The organism is Magnetospira thiophila (assembly GCF_054657015.1).
The window spans coordinates 44280-67178 of sequence record NZ_BAAHXF010000002.1 but is presented as its reverse complement, the minus strand read 5'-3'; the positions used below and the strand labels follow the sequence as shown (position 1 = coordinate 67178).

At 60.3% G+C, this 22899-nt stretch carries 21 protein-coding genes; 10 read left to right on the top strand and 11 right to left on the bottom strand.

What is annotated here, in order from left to right; all coding sequences use genetic code 11:
- The first annotated feature begins 17 nt into the window (after positions 1–17).
- The 6 genes from ACYQ1P_RS09910 (at position 18) to ACYQ1P_RS09885 (ending at position 7194) form a co-directional block, all read left to right on the top strand.
- Entirely contained in the window at positions 18–1010 is a 993-nt protein-coding gene (locus ACYQ1P_RS09910; protein ID WP_460020204.1) for a hypothetical protein, read from the top strand.
- A 190-nt stretch (positions 1011–1200) separates the two neighbouring features.
- A complete protein-coding gene (locus ACYQ1P_RS09905) occupies positions 1201–2337 on the top strand; it encodes a flagellar basal body P-ring protein FlgI (protein ID WP_460020203.1) in 1137 nt (378 codons plus the stop codon).
- A complete protein-coding gene (locus tag ACYQ1P_RS09900) occupies positions 2337–2663 on the top strand; it encodes a rod-binding protein (protein ID WP_460020202.1) in 327 nt (108 codons plus the stop codon). Before ACYQ1P_RS09905 ends, ACYQ1P_RS09900 begins: the two co-directional genes overlap by 1 nt.
- A complete protein-coding gene (flgN, locus tag ACYQ1P_RS09895) occupies positions 2660–3124 on the top strand; it encodes a flagellar export chaperone FlgN (protein ID WP_460020201.1) in 465 nt (154 codons plus the stop codon). The genes ACYQ1P_RS09900 and flgN overlap by 4 nt, the downstream gene beginning before the upstream one ends.
- A gap of 18 nt (positions 3125–3142) precedes the next feature.
- Positions 3143–5398, top strand: coding sequence for a flagellar hook-associated protein FlgK (flgK, locus tag ACYQ1P_RS09890; protein ID WP_460020200.1), 2256 nt, complete (start codon positions 3143–3145; stop codon positions 5396–5398).
- Positions 5399–5427: 29 nt separating this feature from the next.
- Entirely contained in the window at positions 5428–7194 is a 1767-nt protein-coding gene (locus ACYQ1P_RS09885; protein WP_460020199.1) for a flagellin, read from the top strand.
- Between the two features lie 17 nt (positions 7195–7211).
- Here the strand turns inward: ACYQ1P_RS09885 and ACYQ1P_RS09880 are convergent, their stop codons facing one another.
- On the bottom strand, positions 7212–9395 hold the full coding sequence (locus ACYQ1P_RS09880) for an ATP-binding response regulator (protein ID WP_460020198.1): 2184 nt from the start codon (positions 9393–9395) through the stop codon (positions 7212–7214).
- A gap of 21 nt (positions 9396–9416) precedes the next feature.
- Positions 9417–10448: an amino acid ABC transporter substrate-binding protein gene (locus ACYQ1P_RS09875; protein ID WP_460020197.1), complete on the bottom strand. Its 1032-nt coding sequence runs from the start codon at positions 10446–10448 to the stop codon at positions 9417–9419.
- Positions 10449–10570: 122 nt separating this feature from the next.
- Between ACYQ1P_RS09875 and ACYQ1P_RS09870 the strand changes: the two genes are divergently transcribed.
- From ACYQ1P_RS09870 to ACYQ1P_RS09860, 3 genes are all read left to right on the top strand, one after another.
- Entirely contained in the window at positions 10571–11134 is a 564-nt protein-coding gene (locus ACYQ1P_RS09870) for an SCO family protein (RefSeq protein WP_460020196.1), read from the top strand.
- 91 nt (positions 11135–11225) lie between these two features.
- Positions 11226–11546: a hypothetical protein gene (locus ACYQ1P_RS09865; RefSeq protein ID WP_460020195.1), complete on the top strand. Its 321-nt coding sequence runs from the start codon at positions 11226–11228 to the stop codon at positions 11544–11546.
- A gap of 82 nt (positions 11547–11628) precedes the next feature.
- The gene (locus ACYQ1P_RS09860) at positions 11629–12954 is read left to right on the top strand and encodes a hypothetical protein (protein WP_460020194.1); all 1326 of its coding nucleotides are present in this window, start codon (positions 11629–11631) and stop codon (positions 12952–12954) included.
- A gap of 9 nt (positions 12955–12963) precedes the next feature.
- Here the strand turns inward: ACYQ1P_RS09860 and ACYQ1P_RS09855 are convergent, their stop codons facing one another.
- From ACYQ1P_RS09855 to ACYQ1P_RS09815, 9 genes are all read right to left on the bottom strand, one after another.
- The gene (locus tag ACYQ1P_RS09855; protein WP_460020193.1) at positions 12964–14499 is read right to left on the bottom strand and encodes a S41 family peptidase; all 1536 of its coding nucleotides are present in this window, start codon (positions 14497–14499) and stop codon (positions 12964–12966) included.
- Positions 14500–14593: 94 nt separating this feature from the next.
- On the bottom strand, positions 14594–15526 hold the full coding sequence (locus tag ACYQ1P_RS09850) for an exopolyphosphatase (RefSeq protein WP_460020192.1): 933 nt from the start codon (positions 15524–15526) through the stop codon (positions 14594–14596).
- A gap of 34 nt (positions 15527–15560) precedes the next feature.
- Positions 15561–16310, bottom strand: a complete 750-nt coding sequence (locus ACYQ1P_RS09845) for a TlyA family RNA methyltransferase (RefSeq protein ID WP_460021631.1) — start codon at positions 16308–16310, stop codon at positions 15561–15563.
- A 19-nt stretch (positions 16311–16329) separates the two neighbouring features.
- Positions 16330–16932, bottom strand: a complete 603-nt coding sequence (locus ACYQ1P_RS09840; protein WP_460020191.1) for a MarC family protein — start codon at positions 16930–16932, stop codon at positions 16330–16332.
- A 19-nt stretch (positions 16933–16951) separates the two neighbouring features.
- On the bottom strand, positions 16952–18883 hold the full coding sequence (gene dxs / locus ACYQ1P_RS09835) for a 1-deoxy-D-xylulose-5-phosphate synthase (protein WP_460020190.1): 1932 nt from the start codon (positions 18881–18883) through the stop codon (positions 16952–16954).
- Positions 18884–18908: 25 nt separating this feature from the next.
- Positions 18909–19793, bottom strand: coding sequence for a polyprenyl synthetase family protein (locus ACYQ1P_RS09830; protein ID WP_460020189.1), 885 nt, complete (start codon positions 19791–19793; stop codon positions 18909–18911).
- A gap of 26 nt (positions 19794–19819) precedes the next feature.
- Positions 19820–20077, bottom strand: coding sequence for an exodeoxyribonuclease VII small subunit (locus ACYQ1P_RS09825; protein ID WP_460020188.1), 258 nt, complete (start codon positions 20075–20077; stop codon positions 19820–19822).
- 124 nt (positions 20078–20201) lie between these two features.
- Positions 20202–20534, bottom strand: coding sequence for a hypothetical protein (locus tag ACYQ1P_RS09820; RefSeq protein ID WP_460020187.1), 333 nt, complete (start codon positions 20532–20534; stop codon positions 20202–20204).
- A gap of 152 nt (positions 20535–20686) precedes the next feature.
- Entirely contained in the window at positions 20687–21616 is a 930-nt protein-coding gene (locus tag ACYQ1P_RS09815) for a histone deacetylase family protein (RefSeq protein WP_460020186.1), read from the bottom strand.
- Positions 21617–21764: 148 nt separating this feature from the next.
- Between ACYQ1P_RS09815 and ACYQ1P_RS09810 the strand changes: the two genes are divergently transcribed.
- Positions 21765–22895 carry an efflux RND transporter periplasmic adaptor subunit gene (locus ACYQ1P_RS09810; RefSeq protein ID WP_460020185.1) on the top strand — a complete coding sequence of 377 codons (1131 nt, stop codon included), beginning with the start codon at positions 21765–21767 and terminating at the stop codon, positions 22893–22895.
- Positions 22896–22899 lie beyond the last annotated feature (4 nt).

Below are 22899 nucleotides of genomic sequence, written 5' to 3'. Positions count from 1 at the left end.
TGGATAGAATCTGACATATGGCCGACGTTCCGCTGAAAAAGGCCCTGGTCACGCTGATTGTCGGGGAGCCCTACGTGCGGGCGTTCGAGCGCTATATTCAGCCAACTTGGCAGCCCTACGCGGAACGTCACGGCTATGACATCATCGCCCTGACGGAACTCATTGATCCCCAATGCGATCTGTCGCGCAAGTCGATCCATTGGCAGAAACTGCTGATCGGCATGCACCCGCAACTGCGCGACTACGACCGTCTGGTATGGATCGATTCCGATATCCTGATCAATTATCATCAAGCCCCCTGCATCGTGTCCGCCCATCAAGGCAGCGGCATCGGCGGAGTCACCTCGCCGCCGCCGGATTGGGGACTGGGCGGCGCCGAGTTGGGCCGCTCCTGCCTACATACCATTATGCAGCAGATCCGCGTCCGTCAGCAAAAAGCCCCCGACAAACCGACCTCCGTCTTGTGGGCAGACTACCGCGACTATTACCGCCTTATGGGACTGGACGGCACCGCAAACCAGATGATCAACACCGGCGTATTGGTCTTCGACCCGGCCCGGCACGGCCCGATGATGGCTGAGATCTACCTTAAATACCCTAAGGATTTCATAGATTTCGAGATGACACCCCTGTCGTTCGAGATTCAGCAACAAGGGCTGCTCGATCCGCTGGACGAACGCTTCAACCAGCCCTGGAGCCAGGTGGTTCTTAAGCACTATCCGTTCCTGTTCAACAACGACTATCTGCATGCCCATCCGGATTTGATCCGCCAGTGCGTCAACGCCGCCTTTCGGCAATCCTGGTTCATGCATTTCGCCGGGACAAAAAATCACCCGATCACCAAGCTCCCCATGACCATGGTCGATATCACCTGTCCGGAGATTCCCGACCTGGTGTTTCCGCAATGCCAGGATCACTGGCGGGACTGGTTCCAATTTGTCGATACCGAAACCTTCCAGCAGCAGCATCGCGAACGCAAGCAGGGCCGCGATCGGGATATTTTCATCTGAACGATCATCTCCTGAGGGGGGTCGCAATGACCCGGCAGATGTTGCCCGGCTGCCGTCCCTGCCGCCTCATTTTGCCGACACCTCTATTTATTATCTTTATATTTCAATGTATTAAAAGCAATACCCGATTGGCACGACCCTTGCTTCATAAGCGATAGATTTATGTCTCTAAGCAAGACCGGGTACCGACATGAAACGCATCGCCAAGACCTTTTCAGCCCTTCTGGCACCGGCCCTTGTGGTCTGCGCCGTGATGACGACCTTCGCGCCGTTGGCCCATGCCGCCTCGCGGATCAAGGACATCGTCGAGATCGAAGGCGTCCGGGACAACCAGTTGGTGGGTTACGGACTGGTGGTCGGCCTCAATGGCACCGGCGACAATCTGGGCGACGGCCATTTCACCAAACAAAGCCTGCTGGCCATGCTCGAACGGCTCGGCGTCAAGCCGACCAGCGATGGCCTGACCTCCTCCAACACCGCTGCGGTGATGGTCACCGCCACCCTGCCGCCGTTCGCCCGCAAGGGCAACCGGATCGACGTTTCCATCAGCGCCCTGGGCGATTCATCGAGCCTTGCGGGCGGCACCTTGCTGGTCACCCCGCTGCTTGGTGCCGATGGCGAGGTCTATGCGGTCGGCCAGGGCCAATTGGCGGTCGGCGGGTTCAGCGCCGCGGGCAATGCGGAAAACGTGACCAAGGGTGTCCCCACCGCCGCCCGTATCGCCAACGGGGCGATCATCGAACGGGAAATCGGTTTCGAATTGAGCTCGCTGAAAAGCGTCAATCTGAGCCTGCGCAACCCGGATTTCACCACGGCGCGTCGTCTGGCCCAGGCCATCAATGCCTATCTCGGCACCAACGTGGCGCGGCCCCGCGACCTCGGCACGGTGCTGGTGCAGGTGCCTGACACTTACGAAGACAACGTGGTGGGCCTGCTGACGGATATCGAGCAACTGCGTATCGAACCGGACCTGACCGCCCGCGTGGTGATCGACGAACATTCCGGCACCATCGTCATGGGTGAGAACGTGCGCATCAACACCGTCGCCATCGCCCAGGGCAGCCTGACCATCCGCATCACCGAATCGCAACAGGTCAGCCAGCCTGGACCGTTTGCCGAAGTGGGCGACACCACCACCGTGGACCGCACCAACATTCAGGTGGACGAACAGGCCGACAATCGTCTGGCCGTGGTCGATGGGGGCGTCAGCCTTCAGGAACTGGTCAATGGATTGAATGCCCTCGGCATCGGTCCGCGTGATATGATTACCATCTTGCAGGCCATCAAGGCGTCCGGTGCCCTGCAAGCCGATATCGAGGTGATGTGATGACCGGTTCCGACATGATGTCCAGCCAGCTTGATCAGGCCTTGATGGCCGGCAAGACCTATAGCCAGCCGAAGGCCATCGCCGACCAGGGCCGCATGCGCAAGGTGGCGGAAGACTTCGAGGCCATGTTTCTCGGTCAGATGTTGCAGCCCATGTTCAATGACCTGGGGGCCGAGGAACCCTTCGGCGGCGGCCATGCGGAAAAGGTTTGGCGCAGCCTGATGGTCGATGAGTTCGGTAAGGAAATGACCCGCGCCGGCGGAATCGGGATCGCCGATTCCATCATGCGTCAAATGATTATGCTTCAGGAGGCAAAGGACAAATGAGCCCCTCGGAAAAAGCCCGTTATCCTCATATGGATCTGGTCGACGACATTCTCTATGTGGCCGAGCGCATGATCGACTTTCTGGAGCGCGAGAACGAGGCGCTCTACGCCAAGGACTACGAGCACATCAAGAACACGGTCGAGGAAAAGAACAAGCTCTCCCTCGGCTATGAGAAGCTTTATCGCAAGCTGTCGTCGCATCCCGACATCCTGGCCCGGGTTCCGGAAGAGGATCGCGAGGCCCTGCGCGAGACCGCCCGGGATCTGGACGAGTTGCTCGACGAAAACAGCATGCTTTTGGAGGCCAAGATCAAGGCCATGCAGATCGTCGTCAACATGGTCGCCGAGGCCGCCCGCGCCACCAAGCAGGGGCCGGCCACCTATGATGCCGACGGCACCGTGGCCCATGCCGAGCCCCGCGCACCGACCCGCACCTCTTTCGCCCTCGACCGCAGTTTCTAGACTCAAGGAGTCTTTCCCATGGCCGGCAATATCACTCTCGCCTTGCAAACCGCCACTTCTGGCCTGATGGCCAGTCAGGCCGGCCTGGACGTGATCGCCAACAATATCGCCAATACCAATACCGAGGGCTATTCACGTAAAATCGCCAATTTCGAGCAGCGCGTGGTGGCCGCCGACGGGGCCGGGGTGCAGATTGCCGAAGTGACCCGTATTGTCGATGAAAACTTGCTCAAGAGTTTCCGTCGGGAAAAGGGCAACACGTCTGAAATCGCAGTCAAAATGGACTATTTCACCCGGGTCCAAAATTTGTTCGGCGAGCCCGCGGACAACGATTCCATCGCTCATATGATGGAAGAGTTGACCATGGCCATGGAAACCCTTTCCACCTCGCCGGAACGGACCTTCGAGCAGGCCGAGGTGGTGCGCCGGGCCACCGAGATCGGCGTCAAACTGAACTTGATGACCAATACCTTGCAGGACATGCGTTGGCAGGCCGACAAGGAGGTTGCCAACGTCACTACGCGGGTCAATGCCCTGACCTCGGAAATCGAGGATATGAACAACAAGATCGTCACCAATTCGACCATCGGGCATGATGTCACCGACCTGCTCGACAAGCGGGATCTGGCGCTCAGCGAACTGTCGGAATACCTGGACATCCAGTATTTCACCCGTGAGAACAATGACGTGGTGGTCTTTACCGAAGGCGGCGTCGCCTTGATTGACCATACGGCGCGGACCATGACCCATATCGCCGCCTCGCAGTTGGATGCCACGGTGACCCACGCCAAAGGCAACATCGGGGCGATCACTTTGTCCGGCGGCGGCACTTCCGAAATCGACATCACCACTCTGATCACCCGCGGCAAGATCAAGGGCCTGATTGATTTGCGCGACCATACGCTGACCGACTTGCAAAGCCAGTTGGACAATATGTCCGCCGAGTTGCGCGATACGGTCAATGCGCTGCACAACGCCGGTGCCCCGTTCCCGGGCCTCACTTCGGCCACCGGCACCCGGACCTTCGTAGATCCGAGCACCCAGACCATCACCCTGTCCGGTGGCGACGTCACCCTCGCCCTGGTCGATACCAGCGGCAATCAACTGGCCGTTTCCACCCTGGACACCATCATGCAATCGACCACCTACGGCTCCCTGGCCGCCGGTCTCGCCGGCAATGCCCAGACCGCCGGGGGACCTTGGGACCTGACCGAGGTCGCGGCCACCTTGCAATCCTACATCCGCGCCAACGGCGGCACCACCAGCGACACGGTGACCATCAACAGCGCCGGACACCTGGAACTCAACATCAGCACCTCCAATCTGGCCCTGGTGTTCCGGGATGAGACGGCGACCGCCGATGGCTCGACCGCCAGCGACGTCACCATCCAATTCGATGCCGATGGCGACGGCACCATCGACCGGCATGTGTCCGGGTTCTCAAATTTCCTCGGCCTGAACGATTTGTTCGTCGATGGCTTGGACCTCACACGGCACGATAGCGACATCAAGGCCAGCAATTACACATGGCGCCCGACCAACGGCATGAACATGTCGTTCAAGGACGGCACCGGAGCCGCTGAAAGCATTACCCTGCTGGGCGGCACCTCCTATTCCCTGCAAGACATCGCCGACATCATTAACGATTCAAACAACGGGATCTCCTTCGTCACGGCCACCGTGATCCCCGACGGCTCGGGCTATCGCCTGCGCATGGAACATGACGACGGGCAGGTGTTCGAGGTCTTTGATGACCAAGGGGTCGGCGGCAGTGATTCCTTTATCGAGAACCTGGGTATCAGCAAGAGCGACGCCCGCGCCTCGCAATATTTCCAAGTGCGCGACGACATCATCCGGTCTCCGGCCTTGCAATCCCGGGGCATCCTGCAATGGAATGCCGACCTGGGCATCAAGGGCGAGTATTACATGAGTATCGGCGATAACACGGTCTCCCAGTCCATTGCCGAAATGATGACCAATGGACATAGCTTCTCGGCCACCGGGGGCCTGTACGATCAGGTCGTGACCTTCTCCGAATACAGCGGGTCCATTCTGTCCTATAATGCCGGTCTGGTCGCCACCACTGAACGCTCCTTGGAAAGTCAGTTAAATCTCAGCGAGGCCCTGCGCGAACAGGCCAACAACTACAGCGGCGTCAACCTGGATCAGGAAATGGCCAACTTATTGATCTTCCAGCAGTCCTTTTCCGCCGCCGCTCGGGTCATCAGCATGATTTCCGACATGTTTGATGATCTTGAAGGTATGATCAGGTAGAATAAACACGAATAGATGAGGAGGCCGTCATGGTCACCCGGATCGCAGATTACTCGTTCACCACCTCGATGATCACCCGCATGCAATATTTGCAGAAGAACGTCTATGACAAGCAGGTGCAGGTTTCGAGCGAAAAAAAATCCACACAGTATGCGGGGATCTCCGATCAGGCCCAGCGGTTGGTCAGCATCGAGAATCTGGCCTCCCTCAATGAACGCTACATCCGTAACAACGATATCATCGGCACCCGCCTGGAAGTGCAATGGAACGCCCAGGAAGCCGTCAAGACGACCATCACCGAAATGCGCGACCGCCTGGAGAGCTTTCTTGAATTCTCCACCTCCGACGCCTCCTCAGTCGATGACATTCAGGATTGGGCCTTCAAGTCCATGCTGTCCATCGAATCCCAGCTTAATGCCTTCGTCGATGGCCAATATTTGTTCGCAGGGTCAAAAACACATACCAAGCCGGTGGACTTCGGCCTGACTAATCTCAGCACCTTCCAGTCCACCTATAATGGAGAGACCGTCACCTATCCCACCACCCGGGATGCCCATCTGGTCAACAGCGTCTTGTCCACCGACACGGCGGGCAACAGTTCATGGCTGCGTTTCGACGCCACAAACAGCGTCATCACCGCCGCCACCTCGGCCTTCGGGACCTTGGAAGCCGGAGCCACCTTCACCGTTTCCGGCAGCCCATCCAATGACGGCACCTATATGGTCCGCAACACCTACGCCTTCGACACCAGTGCCCTGGATGCCGCGCCGACCATCACTTTGCCCGATGCCTCGACCCTGACCACCGCCGACTTCGGCACTGTGAGCTATTCCAATCCTGTCACCCTCACGGCGGCCACTGCCAGTTCCCTGTCCGGCATTTCGGTGGGCGATGAAATCGTCATTTCCGGCTCTACCGATTCCGACAACGACGGCACCTTCACTGTGGCCTCCAACGACGGCACCACCTTGACTGTGGTCCCCAACAAGATCACCGTCGCCACCGCATTCGACACCAGCGCCAACGACGCGGCCCCGACCCTTGTGCTGGATGATGCGGCAGATCTGACAGCGGCCGATTTTACCGATTTGAGCTTCACCCATCCCGACACCATCGTCTCGACCGTCGGCGGAGCCCTCGCCGGGTTGTCAGTAGGTGACGTGTTCACCATCACCGGAGCCACCGATTCAGACAACAACGGCAAATATACCGTGGTCAGCAACGACGGCACCACCATGACCGTCACCTCGGCATCTCTGACCACAGAAGGCGGTGTCGGCACGGAAGTGGCGGGCACCATCACCTCCTCGCCCTACTACAAGGGGGACACCACGGTCCTCACTCACCGTGTCGATAAAGATTTCACCATCGACATGGATATTAACGCGACCCACCCGGCCTTCGAAAAAGCCATTCGTGCCATGGGCATCATCGCGCAGGGCGTCTTCGGGACCGCAGGCGGCCTGGATGCCAACGAGAACCGCGTGACCGAGGCCCGTTGGCTGCTTGATGCCGCCCTCGACGAAGTGACCGGCGAAGCACCGCCCTATGGCACCGAAGTGGCGGGCGACATGATTTCCCTCGGCTTCAATATCGGCTTCAAGCAGATTCTGATGAACGATACGAAAGATCGCTTTACCAAGCTGGACAGCATCCTCAAAACCCAGGCCGATGATATCGAAAATATAGATCTGGCGCTGGCGATTGCCCAATTCACCGATGCCTCGACCGCCTTGCAGGCGGCCTATCAGGCCTTCGCCAAGGCGCAGCAACTCAGTCTGTCCGACTTCCTGTAACCTCGGATTGCCTCTGTTCAGGCGGGCTCTCCGGGCAGCAGGACTTCGGTCACGGCGCGCCACAGATTTTCAGCGGTGACCGGCTTGTGCAGCAACGGCAGGCGTGAGCTTTTCGCCTCCCGCAGGCGGGCCAGGCCGGTATCTCCGGTCAGCAGCAGGGCCGGGACGTCCCGACCCAGAATTTGTCTCATCCGGGCAATGGTTTCGGTTCCGTTTTCGCCGCCGGACAGTCTGAAATCGGACAGAATCACATCCGGCTCCCATTCTCCGCCATGGACTTGTGCCTGGGCTTCCGCCCCCGAGGAAGCCAGCCGGACCCGCCAGCCCCAACTTTGCATGAGCCCGGCCAGGGCGGCGCGGATTTCCGGTTCGTCGTCGATCACCAGCACATCAAGGGCCGTTTGCAGTTGCATGGGGTCTGATTTTGTCACGATTGGCACCGGCCCCATGACCAAGGGCACCGAAAGAGAAAAAACAGATCCCCGCCCCAATTCGGAAACCACCCTAACCGGATGCTCCAGCAGTTGCGACAACCGGGAAACGATGGCCAATCCCAGGCCCAGCCCCTCGCGGCGATTGCGTTCCGCATTCCCGACCTGAAAGAATTCCCGGAAAATGGCACCTTGATCGGCAGCGGCAATTCCCTCTCCGCTGTCACAGACCTGGAATTCCGCCTGCCCCGCACGCCGACGCACGCCCACCAGGACTCGACCATGATAAGTGTATTTCAAGGCATTGCTGATCAGATTGCGAAGAATTCGGGCCAGCAGCACCGGATCGCTGCGCAGCGCCAGGGACGAGGAGACGAAGCGCAAGTCCAGACCTTTGTGCCGGGCCAGCGGTTGAAATTCCGCCTCCATCCTGTACAGGACATCCGCCGCCGCAAAGGGCCGAATGCTCGGCGCGATCAAACCTGCATCCAATTTTGAAATATCCAGTAAAGTATCAAGAAGACCGCTCAAGGCCTCGACCGATCCTTTGGCCCGACCGATGATTTCATGGGCCGTCCGCTCGCCCACCAGGCTATCCAGGGTCCCCAGGTACAAGGTCAGGGCCTGCAACGGCTGCCGCAGGTCATGGCTGGCCGCGGCCAAAAAGCGGGATTTGTCGCGGTCGGCGGATTCGGCCTGGGCGCGGGCCTCCCTGAGTTGGGATTCACGCTGATCAATGGTCTCGATGAATACCTTCAGGGCTTGAGCCATGCTGGATATTTCATCCGCGCCCTGAATCGGAATATTTGTCCGTCCGCCGCTGGCATGAACCCGCATGCTTTCTTCCAGTGTCTTGAGGCGGCGGGCGATGGTACGGCTGATCAGCAGCCCCAGCAGCAGCAAGGCAGACAGGCTCACCACGCTGAGAGACGCCAGAATGAGCGATGACCTTTGAATGGTCGCATGGGTCTCCGAGATCGCCTTTGCAACACGGTCACGCGCCTGAGAATACAGAATATTGGCCTGAAAACTCAATCTTTGAGCCGCCAGACGCGCCGATTCTGTGCGCCCTTCGACCTTTCGATGCAAGTCCAGATGTTGCCGGGTCCGCTCAAAAATCTTCCCGGCATATTCGGGAACCCATGCCACCCCTGCCGGAGGTGCCCCCCCAGCCTCCGTCGACAGCCCGGCCAAATATTTTTGCCAAGCCACTTCATAAGCCGCACCCAGACGTTCCAGCGTGAAAATATTTCGCGCGTGAAACATGCGCAACAGCTTGTCCACGGCCGCCATCAGGTCGGGTTCAGGAGTAACGGAGTGCGCCATGAGCCCGCTATGAAGATCGAACACCTCGGCGCGCAAGGCTTCCACCGCATGCCCCTGGTCGATCAACAGTTTCATGTCCGCATTGATCGCCGATAGATCGTTGAACAGGTCTTTGGCGTATTGCTCAATCTTTCTGACATGGGGATCAGCAATGAGCTTTTCCACCTGAAGGCGGATGGCCCGATGCTGATCCTCCACCGCATTGAACGCGTTCATGCGCTCACTTTGAGTTTCCGCTGCAATCAGCTCGGAAACACGCGCCACCAACTGTCCGGTATGATGGCTGAGGATGAGTCCCGCCGTGGCGGTCGGCACATGTCGCTCGCTAAACGAGACCATGGATCGTCCAAATTTCATAAAGGACGCAATGCCGATTCCGGCGGCCAACATGCAAAACAGAAAGGCGGCTATAAAAATCAGATTGAGCTTCGTGGCTACGGACATCAAAGACACCTGCGCCACTGCTTATTTGAACGGTGGGGCATAAAGCAATCCGCCTCGGGTCCATTGATCGTTGAGCCCCCGTGGGGTCTTGAAGAGTGACCCGGCCCCCAGGTTGCGCTCGAAGATCTCACCATAGTTTCCCACTTGTTCAATAATTCGCTTTGCCCAGTCCGCCTCCAATCCCAAGGCGGCACCGAGTTCCCCTTCGAGTCCGAGCAAGCGGGCCACTTCGGCCGATTCGGGAGCGGCCAGATGTTGCTTTATATTGGCCGAACTCAGGCCATATTCCTCGGCCCCGATCACGGCATAGACCACCCAGTTTACAATGTCCGACCAGGCTGGCGAATCCTCTCGCACGACCGGAGACAGCGGTTCCTTGGAGATCACATCCTCGAGCATCACGTAATCCTGGGGTTCCGGGGCCACCGCTTGGAGCAGGCCCATCAGACTGGACTTGTCGTCCGTGATCAAATCGCACTGATTGGTAAAAAACGCCGTATACTGACCATCCCAGGATTTGTAGGTCTGGATCTGGAGTTCAGGCAGATCCTTTTTTCTCAGATCCAGGAGATTTTGGTACGTTGTCGTTTCGGCGGACACACAGACCCGCGCCTGTTTCAAATCCGCCAATTTCGTCACCCCCAGGGATTTGGGAGCCAGAAATCCCTGTCCATCGTAGTAGATCACCGGGGCGAATTGGAAGGCCATCTCCGCATCCCGGCTCAGGGTATGCGTGGTGGTCCGAATCAACACATCAACGTCGCCCCGTTGCAGGGCCGCGAACCGGGTGGTCGCGCTCAATGGAACAAAAGCCACCCGGTCTCGGCTGCCGAGTACTGCGGCGGCTATGGCGCGACAGAAATCCACCTCGAAGCCCAGCCACTGCCCGTCCTTGTCACGCGCGGCAAAACCATAGTTGCTTTCCGCCACCCCACAAATGAGCCCGCCCCGCTGGCGCACCAGATCCAGGGTATCCGCCTGCGCCGGCCAGACACCGAACAACACCGTGAAGATGCTGCCAAATAAAATACCGTGCCAAGCCATGGGCTTCATTCACCCCCCCCTACAGTGACCACGTCCGTCCGTGACGGGCAGGGTTGCGCTTGACCTTCATCAAGCCTAATACAGCCCTGATGGTGCATTATGCTGTTGACCCCCCATTTCCAGAGGTTCCCATGTTCGCAAAATTTTCCATGACGGTGATTCTGGCTTCCCTGTTCCTGCTGCCGTCCCTGTCTCGGGCTGAAATCGGTGGCCGCTACGTCATGCAAAATCATTTTGGCGAGGTGGTCTACGATAAGGATTTTCAAGGTAAATTTCAACTGATCACCTTCGGCTATACGTTCTGCCCCGATATCTGTCCGACCCAATTACAGACCATGGCCGATAGCTTGGACCAATTGTCCGAGAACAAACGCGAGCGCATCATTCCCTTGTTCGTCACCCTTGATCCGCAACGGGACACCCTGCCTGTCCTGCGGGCCTATGTGGCCACCTTTCATCCGCAAATCATCGGCCTGACCGGCACGCCTGAATTGGTCAAGCGCATGGCCCAATTGTTCAAAGTCAAATATGACAGAGTCGAATCCCAGTCCGGCGACCCGGAGATGTACACCCTAGATCACACCTCCGGGGCCTTCCTGATGGACCCGGACGGCAAATATGTGGCCAAAATTCCCCATGCCAGTACGGTCGAGCAGATGGTCCAGACGTTGAACGAAATCATTTCTGAAAAATAGGGTCTCTCGCCTCGGCGAGCCCCTTTGAATTTAGACGGCGGGCGGCTATACTGCCTTGAGAGTGGCATATCTTGAGGGACTGAAGAACGAAATGAGCGACCTGTCGACCCTTTTGGACCGTGGTCCCCGCGCCCGGGTGTTGGCGGCCTTGAGTTATGTCGGGGCCCTGTGTTTCATCCCCTTGATGGTGCAAAACAACGCCTTTGTTCACTTTCATGCCAAACAGGGCTTGGTGCTCTGGGCCTGGAGCGTGGTTGCCGGGATGGCCCTATTCGTGCCGGTGATCGGTCGGCCCTTTGCCATGCTGTCCATGTTGGCGATTATTTTTCTCTCGGTTTTGGGTCTCGGTTCCGTGGCCCTCAAGCGGGCTTTCAAGCTGCCCATTGTGCATAGCTTGTCGGAACAGATCTAGCGGCGCATCGGTAAAAGCGCGTCACGCTGCGACACCGATCCCGTCAAGAAAAACAAGCCTCCAAGGAGGGAGAGACAGGGTTTTGGTGCGGTGGAGCCCCTTTCCAATTGTTTTCAGAGCCCTGGCCGATGAGGGCCAAAATCCGCCGCGCAAGATCCTCGCCAAGAACATGCTCGATTGGGAGGTGTTCTTCGAAGCCAAGGATCAAGGCGTAATTCCTCTGGTGCGGCAAGCTCAATCCCTTGATACCCTGCAAAAATGCTACGCCGTTACTGTTTCGCAGCTGTTCCGACGGGACGGTGACGGTGACCGGCGGCGCACCTTCGAGGCACTGTTTCACGAACTGGTCGGCGTCGGCGATCAGGACCTGGACTCGGTCAAGGAACGACTGACCGTGGTGTTTCGCCATATCAAGGAGGAACGCAAGGCCCGCGTGGCAGCCCTCCTGGCGGCCAAGCAGGCCGAAGAAGCCGCCGCCACGGAACGTCGTCAGGCGCAAATGGATCTAGAAGCCGAAGAAGCGCCCGCGCGCCCCCTGGACGCGACCCCGCCTCCCGCCGCAAGCGAAGAACCAACCGGCCCGACGCCACGCGAGGCGTTCAAGGAAATTTTTGCCCAATTGATCATAAACCGCTTGTTGATCATGCAGGCGGATCAGGACTGGTGCAGGAGCCATCATGTCAAGGTACCGTTTTTCTGCTCCGACGCTTTCGCAACCCTCTACAAATCCCTGCTCATCGACCATCTGGGCGATGCCATGGCCGAACATTTTCCCAGCCTGATTACCCGCATCAAGTTGAAAGATCCCGCAGAGCGACTGGGCTACACCCTGGAAAGCCTCGAAGATCGCAAATACCGCCGGGTGCTCTGGGAAACTTGGCAGGGGGTCTGGGCCCGCATGACCCAGGAACAGGTGGCCCCGAAAAAGCCCGCCCCCGGCAGCAAGAAGAAGGGTCTGCTGGAATCCCTCACCTCCCTGGCCGGCGACAAGGCTCCGGACGAGATGACCGTCTGGCGCAAGAAGGTGGCGCAGGTCGAAGAGCACAACACAAACTGTCGACTCTTTTGGGAAAAACTGACCGCATCGTCCAAGCACTACGAGCCGCCAACGGTGGAGGACAGCACCTTGCTGATGCAGCTCTTTGGACGCAGCATTTCCGGTCTGACCAAGGACATCACCGCATTGCGTCAGATCGCCGGGCAGGGCGGCGAAGTCGGGCGCGCCTTTGACGGCTTCCAAAAGGGCAAGAACCTGGATCTGCCCCTGACCGTGGTCAGCTTCCAGTGCCCGGATCTGTATCTGGACGAGAACAAGAAAATCCTCAAGAAGTACCTGGGGGGCGTCTCCCCCGAGGAGCGCCAGGCGGTCTATCCGTTGACCCTGCGGTTTCTTGCGGAATACCTGTAGCCCCGATCCCTACTGCGCCACGGTGCCCTCGACCGCCTTCAGGGCAGCCAGGAATTCCGGCGTCGTGCCACTCCGCAAATAGGTCAGCGCGCAGCCCAGGACCCGGTCCTTTCCTTCCTCTCCGGCCTTCGGGCAGCTTTCCTCGGGCAATGTCGCCTTGGCCTGATGTTCCTCACCGGTGTCCACTTTCAGCGCCCCGGGCAGATCGGCCTCGCGACGGATGGCATGCTCGGTTTCTTCGTCGATTTCGGCATCATCGGCCTTGAGCGTGGCTTCCGGTTTCTCTTCCGGGACGTCCTCGGCCACTTGCTGCGGTTTCCTTTTCGGCGGCGTGAGGACGATATCCGGCAGCACGCCGATCCCCTGAATAGCCCGCCCAGAGGGAACATAATAGAGATCGGTGGTCAGTTTCAGCGCCCCTTCCAGATTCAACGGCGAGACCACCTGTACCGATCCCTTGCCGAAGGAGCGGGTGCCCATGACCGTCGCCCGGCCATGGTCCTGAAGCGCCGCCGCGACAATTTCCGAAGCCGAGGCCGAACCGCCATTGATCAGCACCACCAGGGGCAGACCGCGGGCCAGATCGCCCCACCCGGCCTCATGCTCCCGGTTGCGGTTTTTATCGCGACCACGCACCGAGACCACCACGCCCTTATCGAGAAAATCATCGGCCAGATCCACCGACTCACTCAACAGGCCCCCGGGATTGTTGCGCAGATCCAGCACATAGCCACGCAGCTTGGGACCGATTTCCTTACCCAGAGCCTCGATGGCCTCCAGCATGCCCTCGTGGGTGGTCTGGGAAAAGCGGGTGACGCGAATATAGCCGATGTCATTCTCGGCCCGCCATTTGACGGCCTTCACATGCACCACGTCCCGTTCCAGGGTCACATCGAAGGGGGCATCCTGGTCCCGCAGGACAGTCAGGCGAATCTCCGAACCGGGCGGGCCGCGCATCACCCGCACCGCATCGGTCAGCGTCTTGCCCTTGATCGCCTCGCCGTTCAGATGGGTAATCAGGTCGTTGGCCTGCAATCCGGCCCGCGCCGCCGGGGTATCGTCAATGGGGGAGATGATCTTTACCGCCCCGCTGTCCTTATCCAGGGTGACCAGAATGCCCAAGCCGCCGAAATGGCCGCTGGTGGTTTCCTGCATCTCCTTGAATTCTTCCGGGTTGAGATAGGAAGAATGGGGGTCCAACGCACCCATCATGCCGTCCAGGGCCGCCTCAATCAGCAGCCGGTCGGTCACCTCTTGCCCCTCTTCTGGCTTGAACTCGTCCATGCCCTTGATCGCCGCATCGATCAGCAGCGCATCCTTGACCGGCGTGACGTATTGTTCGCGCACCTTGAGGAAGGCGTTGCGGAAATGATCCAGCTGGGCTTCGCTTCCGTTTGGCGACTTGGCTTTGTAGGCCGTCTCGAAACGGGCGAATTGCTGCGCCCCCTCGGCGCCCAGGCTGGGGAACAGGTCGCCCAGCCCGAACATTGCCCGGGCACCAAAGACCTCTGGCCAGACCCCACCGACCAAGCCGTGAGTCGCCATTACGCCGATTATAAATCCGGCCAGGACAATGCCCAAACGAGCCAGCAGGCGCCACCTCGCACGGGGGCGCGCAGAAGAAGATATAGTCACCGGGTCATCCGTCTTTGTTGATATTCTGGATCAATTCCGCCAGCACGCGCTCAGCCTCCTCGTTTTCCACCTGACAGGTCCCCGCCGCCTCGTGCCCGCCGCCATGATAGCGCAGCATCAACTCGCCGATATTGGTTTTGGAACTGCGGTCGATCACCGATTTGCCGACAGCGAACACCGTATTGAGCCGTTGCAGGCCCCAAAGAACGTGAATCGAGATGTTCACCTGTGGATAGAGGGCGTAGATCATGAATCGGTTACCGGCGAAAATCACTTCCTCGTTGCGCAGGTCGAGGACCGCCAGCTTGTCGTGCAGGGTGGTGCAGCGCTTGATCTGATCTTCGAATTGCGACTGGTGCTCCATGTATAGATCGACCCGCTCCTTGACGTCGGGCAGGGTCATGATCTCGTCGATGGTGTGATTGCGGCAGTAATCAATCAGTTCCATCATCAGCTGATAATTGGAAATGCGGAATTCCCTGAATCGCCCGAGCCCGGTCCGCGCATCCATCAAGAAGTTGAGCAAGGCCCATCCCGTGGGGTGACGAATCTCCGATTCGTTGAACTGCGCCGAGTCGCCCCGATCCACCGCTTCCATCAGGTCGTCGGCGATGGTCGGAAAGGCGGACTTGCCGCCGAAATGATCATACACCACCCGCGCCGCCGAGGGCGCCTCGGGGGTCACGATATAATTTTTCGGAATGGCCGTCAGACGCAGGGTCTCGCTGAAATGGTGATCAAACGCCATGTGAACCCTGGGGTCATAGGGCAGGTTGGTGGTGATGTCCGTGCTCGCCAGCAGCACCGTGCCATCCTGCACATCCTTCGGGTGAACGAATTTGATCTCATCGACCATGTCCAACTCTCGCAACAACACCGCACAGACCAAGCCGTCGAAATCGCTGCGTGTAACCAACCGAAACTTTGTTTGTGCCATGGACCTATCTCCGATGTACCCCGAGAGAATGACTTTAAGGGCTTCTGTCGCCGGAGGAAAGTCTTCTCGCGGCAATCAGGAACTCAATATTACCTTCCGGTCCCCGAATGGGGCTTTCGGTGAGCCCGACAACCGACCATCCCGCCTCATCTTCGAGCCACCGGGAGATGGTCATGCAGACTTCCTCATGCAAGGCCGGATCGCGTACCACGCCCCCCTTTCCCACCCGTCCGCGTCCCACTTCGAATTGCGGTTTGATCAGCGCCACCAGCCAGCCCCCCGGCGCGGCCAGGGCGAGGGCCGCCGGGAGGACCGTGCGCAGGCCGATGAAACTGGCATCACAGACAATCATATCAAGGGGTTCCGGAATCATCTCCGGCGTCAGGTGGCGGCCGTTGGTGCGTTCCATGACCACCACCCGCGAGTCGCGGCGCAGTTTGTCGGCCAGTTGCCCGTAGCCCACATCCACCGCATAGACCCTGGCCGCGCCGTGGGTCAGCAACACATCGGTAAAGCCGCCGGTGGAGGCCCCCAAATCGAGACAGCACCAGCCGGTGGGATCAATCCGGAATGCCTGCAAGGCCTTGTCCAGTTTGAGCCCGCCCCGGGACACCCAGGGATGGTCCTGACCCTTGAGTTCGAGCGGAATCTCGATCGACACCTGTAGCCCGGCCTTGTCCAGCCGCTTGGTCTCCGAGGTCACACAGCCCGCCATGATCAACGCCTGCGCCTTGCTGCGGCTTTCCACCAGACCCCGATCGACCAGCAACTGATCCAGACGCATTTTCGCGATGGGCACGCCCCTACCCTCCGTTGACCTGATGGAGAAATTCTCCGATCCCGTTGAGCAGCATCTGTACCGACATGGTGACCAGGATCATCCCCATCAGACGGACCAGCGCCCGCTCGCCACGCTCCTTGAGCAGCCGCCGAAGTTGATCGGACAGTAACAGCACCGTCGCCGTCACTGCCCAGGCCACGAGCAGGGCCACCAGCCAGGTCCACAGCCGTTCCGGCTCGCGGGTGGCGAACAGCACCAGCATGGTCAAGGCGCTCGGCCCGGCGATCAACGGCACGGCCAACGGCACAATGAAGGGTTCCTCGCCTTCGATGTCTCCAACCAGGCTTTCGCCGCGTCGGGGAAAGATCATGCGCAGGGAAATGAGAAACAGCACGACCCCTCCGGCAATGGACAGGGCCGGGGATGAAATGTCCATGGCGGTCAGGATCTGTCGCCCCAGGAACAAGAACAGCACCAGGATTCCCAGCGCGATCAACATCTCTCGCAAGATGATCCAACGCCGCCGCTCTTCCGGCACCCGCGCCAACACGTTCAAGAACACCGGTGCATTCCCCACCGGGTCCATGATCAGGGTTAAAACGATGATGGCGGACAGGAGGGTCAAGACATGCCCTCCGCCAAACTCAGCCCCGCACCGCCGCCGTGGCTTCCATGCCCAGGGCGGCGAGGGCGGTGGCGACCATGTGTCCGGCGCTGAGTCCGGCGCGGTCGTACTGTTTGCCCGGGTCATCGTGGTCCATGTAGATGTCGGGCAGCACCAAGGGGCGGAATTTCAAATGCCCGGTGTCGAGCAGTCCGGCATGGGCCAGATACTGGGCGACGAACGAGCCGAAGCCGCCGACCGAGCCTTCTTCGACCGTAATCAGCACTTCATGATGGGTCGCCAACTGGTGCAGCAAGTCCTCGTCCAGGGGCTTGGCGAACCGGGCATCGGCGACCGTCGTCGACAGTCCCCGCGCCGCCAGTTCCTCGGCTGCTTTCATCGCCTCGGCAAGCCGCGTCCCCAGCGACAGGATGGCCACCCGGGTGCCCTGGCGCATCACCCGCCCGCGCCCAATTTCCAGCAATTCGCTGTCCTGGGGCATATCGACCCCGACCCCCTCGCCGCGTGGATAACGGAAGGCGATGGGGCCGTCGTCATAGGCCGCCGCTGTCGCCACCATGCGGTCCAGGTCCGCCTCGTCGGCCGCCGCCATCAACACCATGTTGGGCAAACAGCCCAGATAGGCCACGTCGAACGAACCGGCATGGGTCGCCCCGTCGGCCCCGACCAGCCCGGCCCGGTCGATGGGAAAGCGAACCGGCAGATTCTGTAGCGCCACATCGTGCACCACCTGATCATAGGCCCGTTGCAGGAAGGTGGAATAGATGGCGCAGAACGGCTTCAGTCCCTCGCAGGCCAGAGCGGCGGAAAAAGTCACCGCATGCTGCTCGGCGATGCCCACATCGAAAAAGCGCGTCGGGAACAGTTCGGCGAATTTGTCGGTGCCGGTTCCGGCGGGCATGGCGGCGGTGACGGCAACGATCTTGCTGTCCTTCTCCGCCTCGCGCACCAGGGCGTTGCCGAACACCTTGGTATAGGCCGGGGCGTTGGAGATGCCCTTGATCGGCTCGCCGGTGATGACGTTGAAGCGGCCGACCCCGTGATATTTGTCCCGCGCTTCCTCGGCGGGCTGATAGCCCTTGCCCTTCTGGGTCACCACATGGACCAGCACCGGCCCCGGAGAATCCTCGAACTCGGCGTCGCGGATGTTCTTCAGCACCGGCAGCAGATGTTCCAGATTATGCCCGTCGATGGGGCCGACGTAATAGAACCCCAGTTCCTCGAACAGGGTGCCGCCGGTGACGAAACCACGGGCATATTCATCGGCCCGACGCGCCGCCGCCTCGATGGTGCGCGGCAGATAGCGGGTCACTTCCTTGGCCAGACTGCGCAGGCTGAGGAAGGATTTGGACGACACCACCCGCGACAGATAGGCGCTCATGGCCCCCACCGGCGGCGCAATGGACATGTCATTGTCGTTGAGGACCACCACCATGCGCGAGCGTTGGTATCCGGCGTTGTTCATGGCCTCATAAGCCATGCCGGCGCTCATGGAGCCGTCGCCGATGACCGATATGACGTGATTATGCTCGCCCTTCAGGTCCCGTCCCACGGCCATGCCCAGACCGGCCGAGATGGAAGTCGAGCTGTGCCCGGTGCCGAAAGGGTCGTACTCGGACTCCGAACGCTTGACGAACCCCGACAGGCCGCCGCCCTGGCGCATGGTCGCCATGCGATGGCGCCGCCCGGTCAGGATCTTGTGCGGATAGGCCTGATGGCCAACGTCCCAGATCAGCCTGTCGGTCGGGGTGTCGAACACATGATGCAGGGCCACGGTGAGTTCCACCACCCCCAGGCTGGCCCCCAGATGGCCGCCGGTCACCGACACATGGCGCACGATGTCCTGGCGGATTTCCTCCGACAGCGCCACCAACTGGTCGAGAGTCATCCCTTTCAGGTCGGCAGGCGACTGAATGGCATCAAGCAACGGTGTGGGGGCATCCACGTTCAAAATCGAAGTCCTTTGTGTTCCCGGTTCAGGTTGATCGCTCAACGACGAAGCGGGCGAGCATGCGCAGAGGGTCTGCCTTTTTTCCGAACATTTCAAGGTGCTTGGCCGCCTGCTCGGCCAGCATGTTGGCCTGATCGCGTGCCCGCTCCACCCCCAACAGGGAAACGAAGGTGGCTTTCCCGGCCTCGGCGTCCTTGTGCACGCGCTTGCCGACGGTCGCCTCATCGCCGGTTTCGTCCAACAGGTCGTCGGCAATTTGGAACGCCAGTCCCAAATCATGGGCATAGGCAATCAGCGCCTGACGGGCCGCTTCGGGGGCCTTGCCGAGAATCGCCCCGGCCTCGCAGGACAGACGGATCAAGGCCCCGGTCTTCATGCGCTGCAATCGGGTGATGGCCGGGATATCCAGTTCGTTGCTTTCGGCCCACAGGTCGATCATCTGACCGCCGACCATGCCCTCGACCCCCGAAGCGCGGGCCATGGCCACCACCAGGGCGGCGCGCACGGCGCAATCGGAATGGGTTTCCTCGGCCGCCACCACCTCGAACGCCTGGGTCAGCAGGGCATCGCCGACCAGGATCGCCGTCGCCTCGTCGAATTGCTTGTGACAGGTCGGGCGGCCCCGGCGCAGATCATCATTATCCATCGCCGGCAGATCGTCATGGACCAGGGAGTAACAATGGATCATCTCGATGGCCGCCCCGGTGCGCAGGGCCGAGATCTCCGAGACGTTGAACAGCCGCGCCCCCTGCACCACCAAGAAAGGCCGTATCCGCTTGCCGCCGCCTAGGGTGGCATAGCGCATGGCCTCCACGAGCCGGGATTCCGGCCCGGCGGTCGGTGCCAGAAGATGATCCAGCATCTGCTCGATCGCTTCGGCGGTTTGGGTCAGGGTGTCGTTCAGGGTCATGGGAGGGAGATCGTTCGGGCTCGGGGTCATTCCATGGCGGCGGGCTCGACGCCCAGACTGCCGTCCGGGCGCTGCACGATCCGATCAATGCGAATCCGGGCCTCACGCAGCTTGGCTTCGCAATGTTGCTTCAACAGACTGCCCCGTTGATAGGCATCAATGGCCTGCTCCAGCTTGCCTTGCCCTTCTTCCAGGGTGCGGACGATCTGTTCCAGTTCGGCCAGGGCGTCCTCGAAACTCAGGCGCGTGATGTCCTCCGGCAGGGCGGCGGCAGTGTCAGTCATCAATCAGGGTTCCCATTGGCAAGGGGCGGCAGTCTAGTGCCGCTCCCGCGCAGGCGCAAGAAAAACAAAGGGCGGAACCCGTGCCCCGCCCTTTGCCGCGATAAAACCAGGACCTCGGTCGATCCTATTTGCTTTCGGTGGTGGCCGGAGCCGCCGGTGCGACCGCATAGGGATAGCCGTAGCCATATCCGCCATAGTACGGATAGCCGCCATACCCGTAGCCCGGATAACCGCCCCAGCCATAGCCGGGATAGCCATACCCATAGCCCGGATAGCCGCCCCAGCCATAGCCGGGATAGCCGTACCCATAACCCGGATAGCCCCACGGACCGCCGCCATAGGGGCCATCCCAGCCGTCATCGAACGGCCACCACCATGCCTGGGAATTGGATGTTGGGATTGCAGAAAATGCCAGGGCCAGAACCAAAGCGCCCAGCAAAACACGAAGATGCTTCATGATGGACCCTCCTTAATACCAGTCAGGACCGCCCCCGCGCCCTCCGCACGGGAAACGAGTTGCCGCAAAAACAGTCTGACTATATCAGAGTTCGCTAATGTAGTCAAAATGTCGTATCACTTTTTTTCCACACGCGGGCCATGATCGCGCCCTCAGTGTCCCATCAGTGCCCGCACATGGGCCGCCACGCCGCCCGCCAGCCCGACCAGGTCGTAGCCGCCCTCCAACACGGAAACCACCCGCCCGTCGCAGAGTTCATCGGCGATGGTCAGCAAGCCCTCGGTGACCCAGCCGAAATCCTCGTTCTGGAGTCGCAGATAGGCCAAGGGGTCCCGGGCATGGGCATCGAACCCGGCCGATATGATCAACAGATCCGGCCCCCAGGACCGCAGCCTGGGAAAAATGATGTCCTCATAGGCTTGGCGAAAAGCCTCGGAGCCGCTGCCCGGTTCCAGGGGCACATTGCAGAGATTGTCGAACCGGCCTGTTTCGCGCGCCTCACCGGTCCCCGGATAAGCCCCTGCCTGATGGGTCGAGGCGTAGAACAGATAGGGATATTGTTCGCAGATGGCCTGCGAGCCATTGCCGTGATGCACATCGAAATCGACAATGGCGACCTTTGCCGCGCCGCACGAGTCGTGGGCATGCAGGGCCCCGATGGCGGCATTGGAGAAAAAACAAAAGCCCATGGGATGTTCCGGCTCCGCATGATGGCCCGGCGGACGAATGCCGCAAAAGGCGTTGCGCGCCTTGCCGCCCATGACCTGCTCCACCGCATCGATCACCGCCCCGGCGGCGCGCAGGGCGGCTTCCGGGGTGTGCGGACACAGGGCCGTGTCAGGGTCCAGATGGCGATGCCCGCTGGCCGGGGCGTTATCCAAAATATCTTTCACATACCAGTCCGGATGCACCTTTTCGAGCACCGCGCGGTCGGCCCGGGGGGCCTCAATGCGATGCAGATGTGAAAAGGACTCGCCTTCCAGTTGGCGCAAAATGGCGCGCAGACGATCCGGTCGCTCGGGATGCCCGACCCCCATTTCATGGTCGAGACAATCGGTATGAGTATAAAACAGGGTCGACATTGAGACTCTCCAGGGGCAGGGGACCGAAAGCAACAGCCTATTGTCACCAACTCGGGGAGAGACTAACAATATTTTACCGCCTCGTGGCACCAGAATTTACGGTTCCCGTCGCTGTTTTTGTTTACATCGTTCGAGATCGGACCTTGCGATGCGCCCCTTGTCCCTGCTGATCCTCGCCGCCTTGTGGATGATCCCCGCGCTTCCCACCTGCGCCCAGCAGAAACCTGCCGACGAACCGCCGACCCTGGTCGATCTTGATGCGGTGCGCAGCGAACCGCTGGTCCAGACCACCCCGGTTCTCGGTCGCTTGATCGCCCGGCACAGTGGCCCGGTGGCGGCCCGCACCAATGGCCCCCTGTCGGCTTTTCTGGTCCAGGTGGGGGATCGTGTGGAGGCCGGTCAGGTGATTGCCGTGCTCGACGTGGAACGGGCCCGCCTGCAAGTGGACCTGCACAAGGCGGAAGTGGCCCAGGCCGAGGCCGCCAAACGCACCTCCCAGGTTCGGGCCTCGTTGCTGGCGCAGGAACTCAAGCGCCTGGAAAATCTACGCAACTCCGCTGCCTTCAGTCAGGCGCGCCGGGATGACAAGCAACGGGAATACGAAGCCGCCCTTGCCGCCACCGCAGAGTCGGAAGCCAACGTGGCGCGCAGCCGGGCCGTCCTGACCAGCGCCGAAGTCAATATCCGCGACAGTGAGATTCGCGCCCCCTATGCCGGTGTCATCACCGAACGCCATACGGAACTGGGAGCCTGGGTCAAAACCGGCGATGCCGTGGTGTCGCTGGTTGACGACCGCCAACTTGAAATCCAGGTCGATGTGCCATCGAACCGGGTGGATGGTCTGGTTCCCGGGCGGCAGGTGCGCTTCGACATTGGCCCGCTGACCGACATCACGGCCGAAGTCAGGGCCGTAATCCCGCAGGAAAACCCGCTGACTCGCACCCGGTCGGTGCGGCTGATCCCGCAGTTCGCCGAAGCCGACAGGGTCGGACTGGCGACCGATCAAAGCCTGACGCTGCACGTTCCCGTGGGTGCTTCGCGGGAAGTGACCACGGTGCACAAGGATGCCGTTGTTCAACAGCAGGGACGGAATTTTGTCTATCTGATGGTCGCGGGCAAGGCCGAGCGTCGGGCGGTTCAATTGGGTGACGCGGCGGAGACCCGCTTTGTCGTCAAATCGGGCCTCGAACCCGGTGAACTGGTGGTGATCCGGGGCAACGAACGACTGCGTGACGGCCAGCCCCTGCGCGCCGCCGACGCGCCACAACCGAAAAGCTGACCCC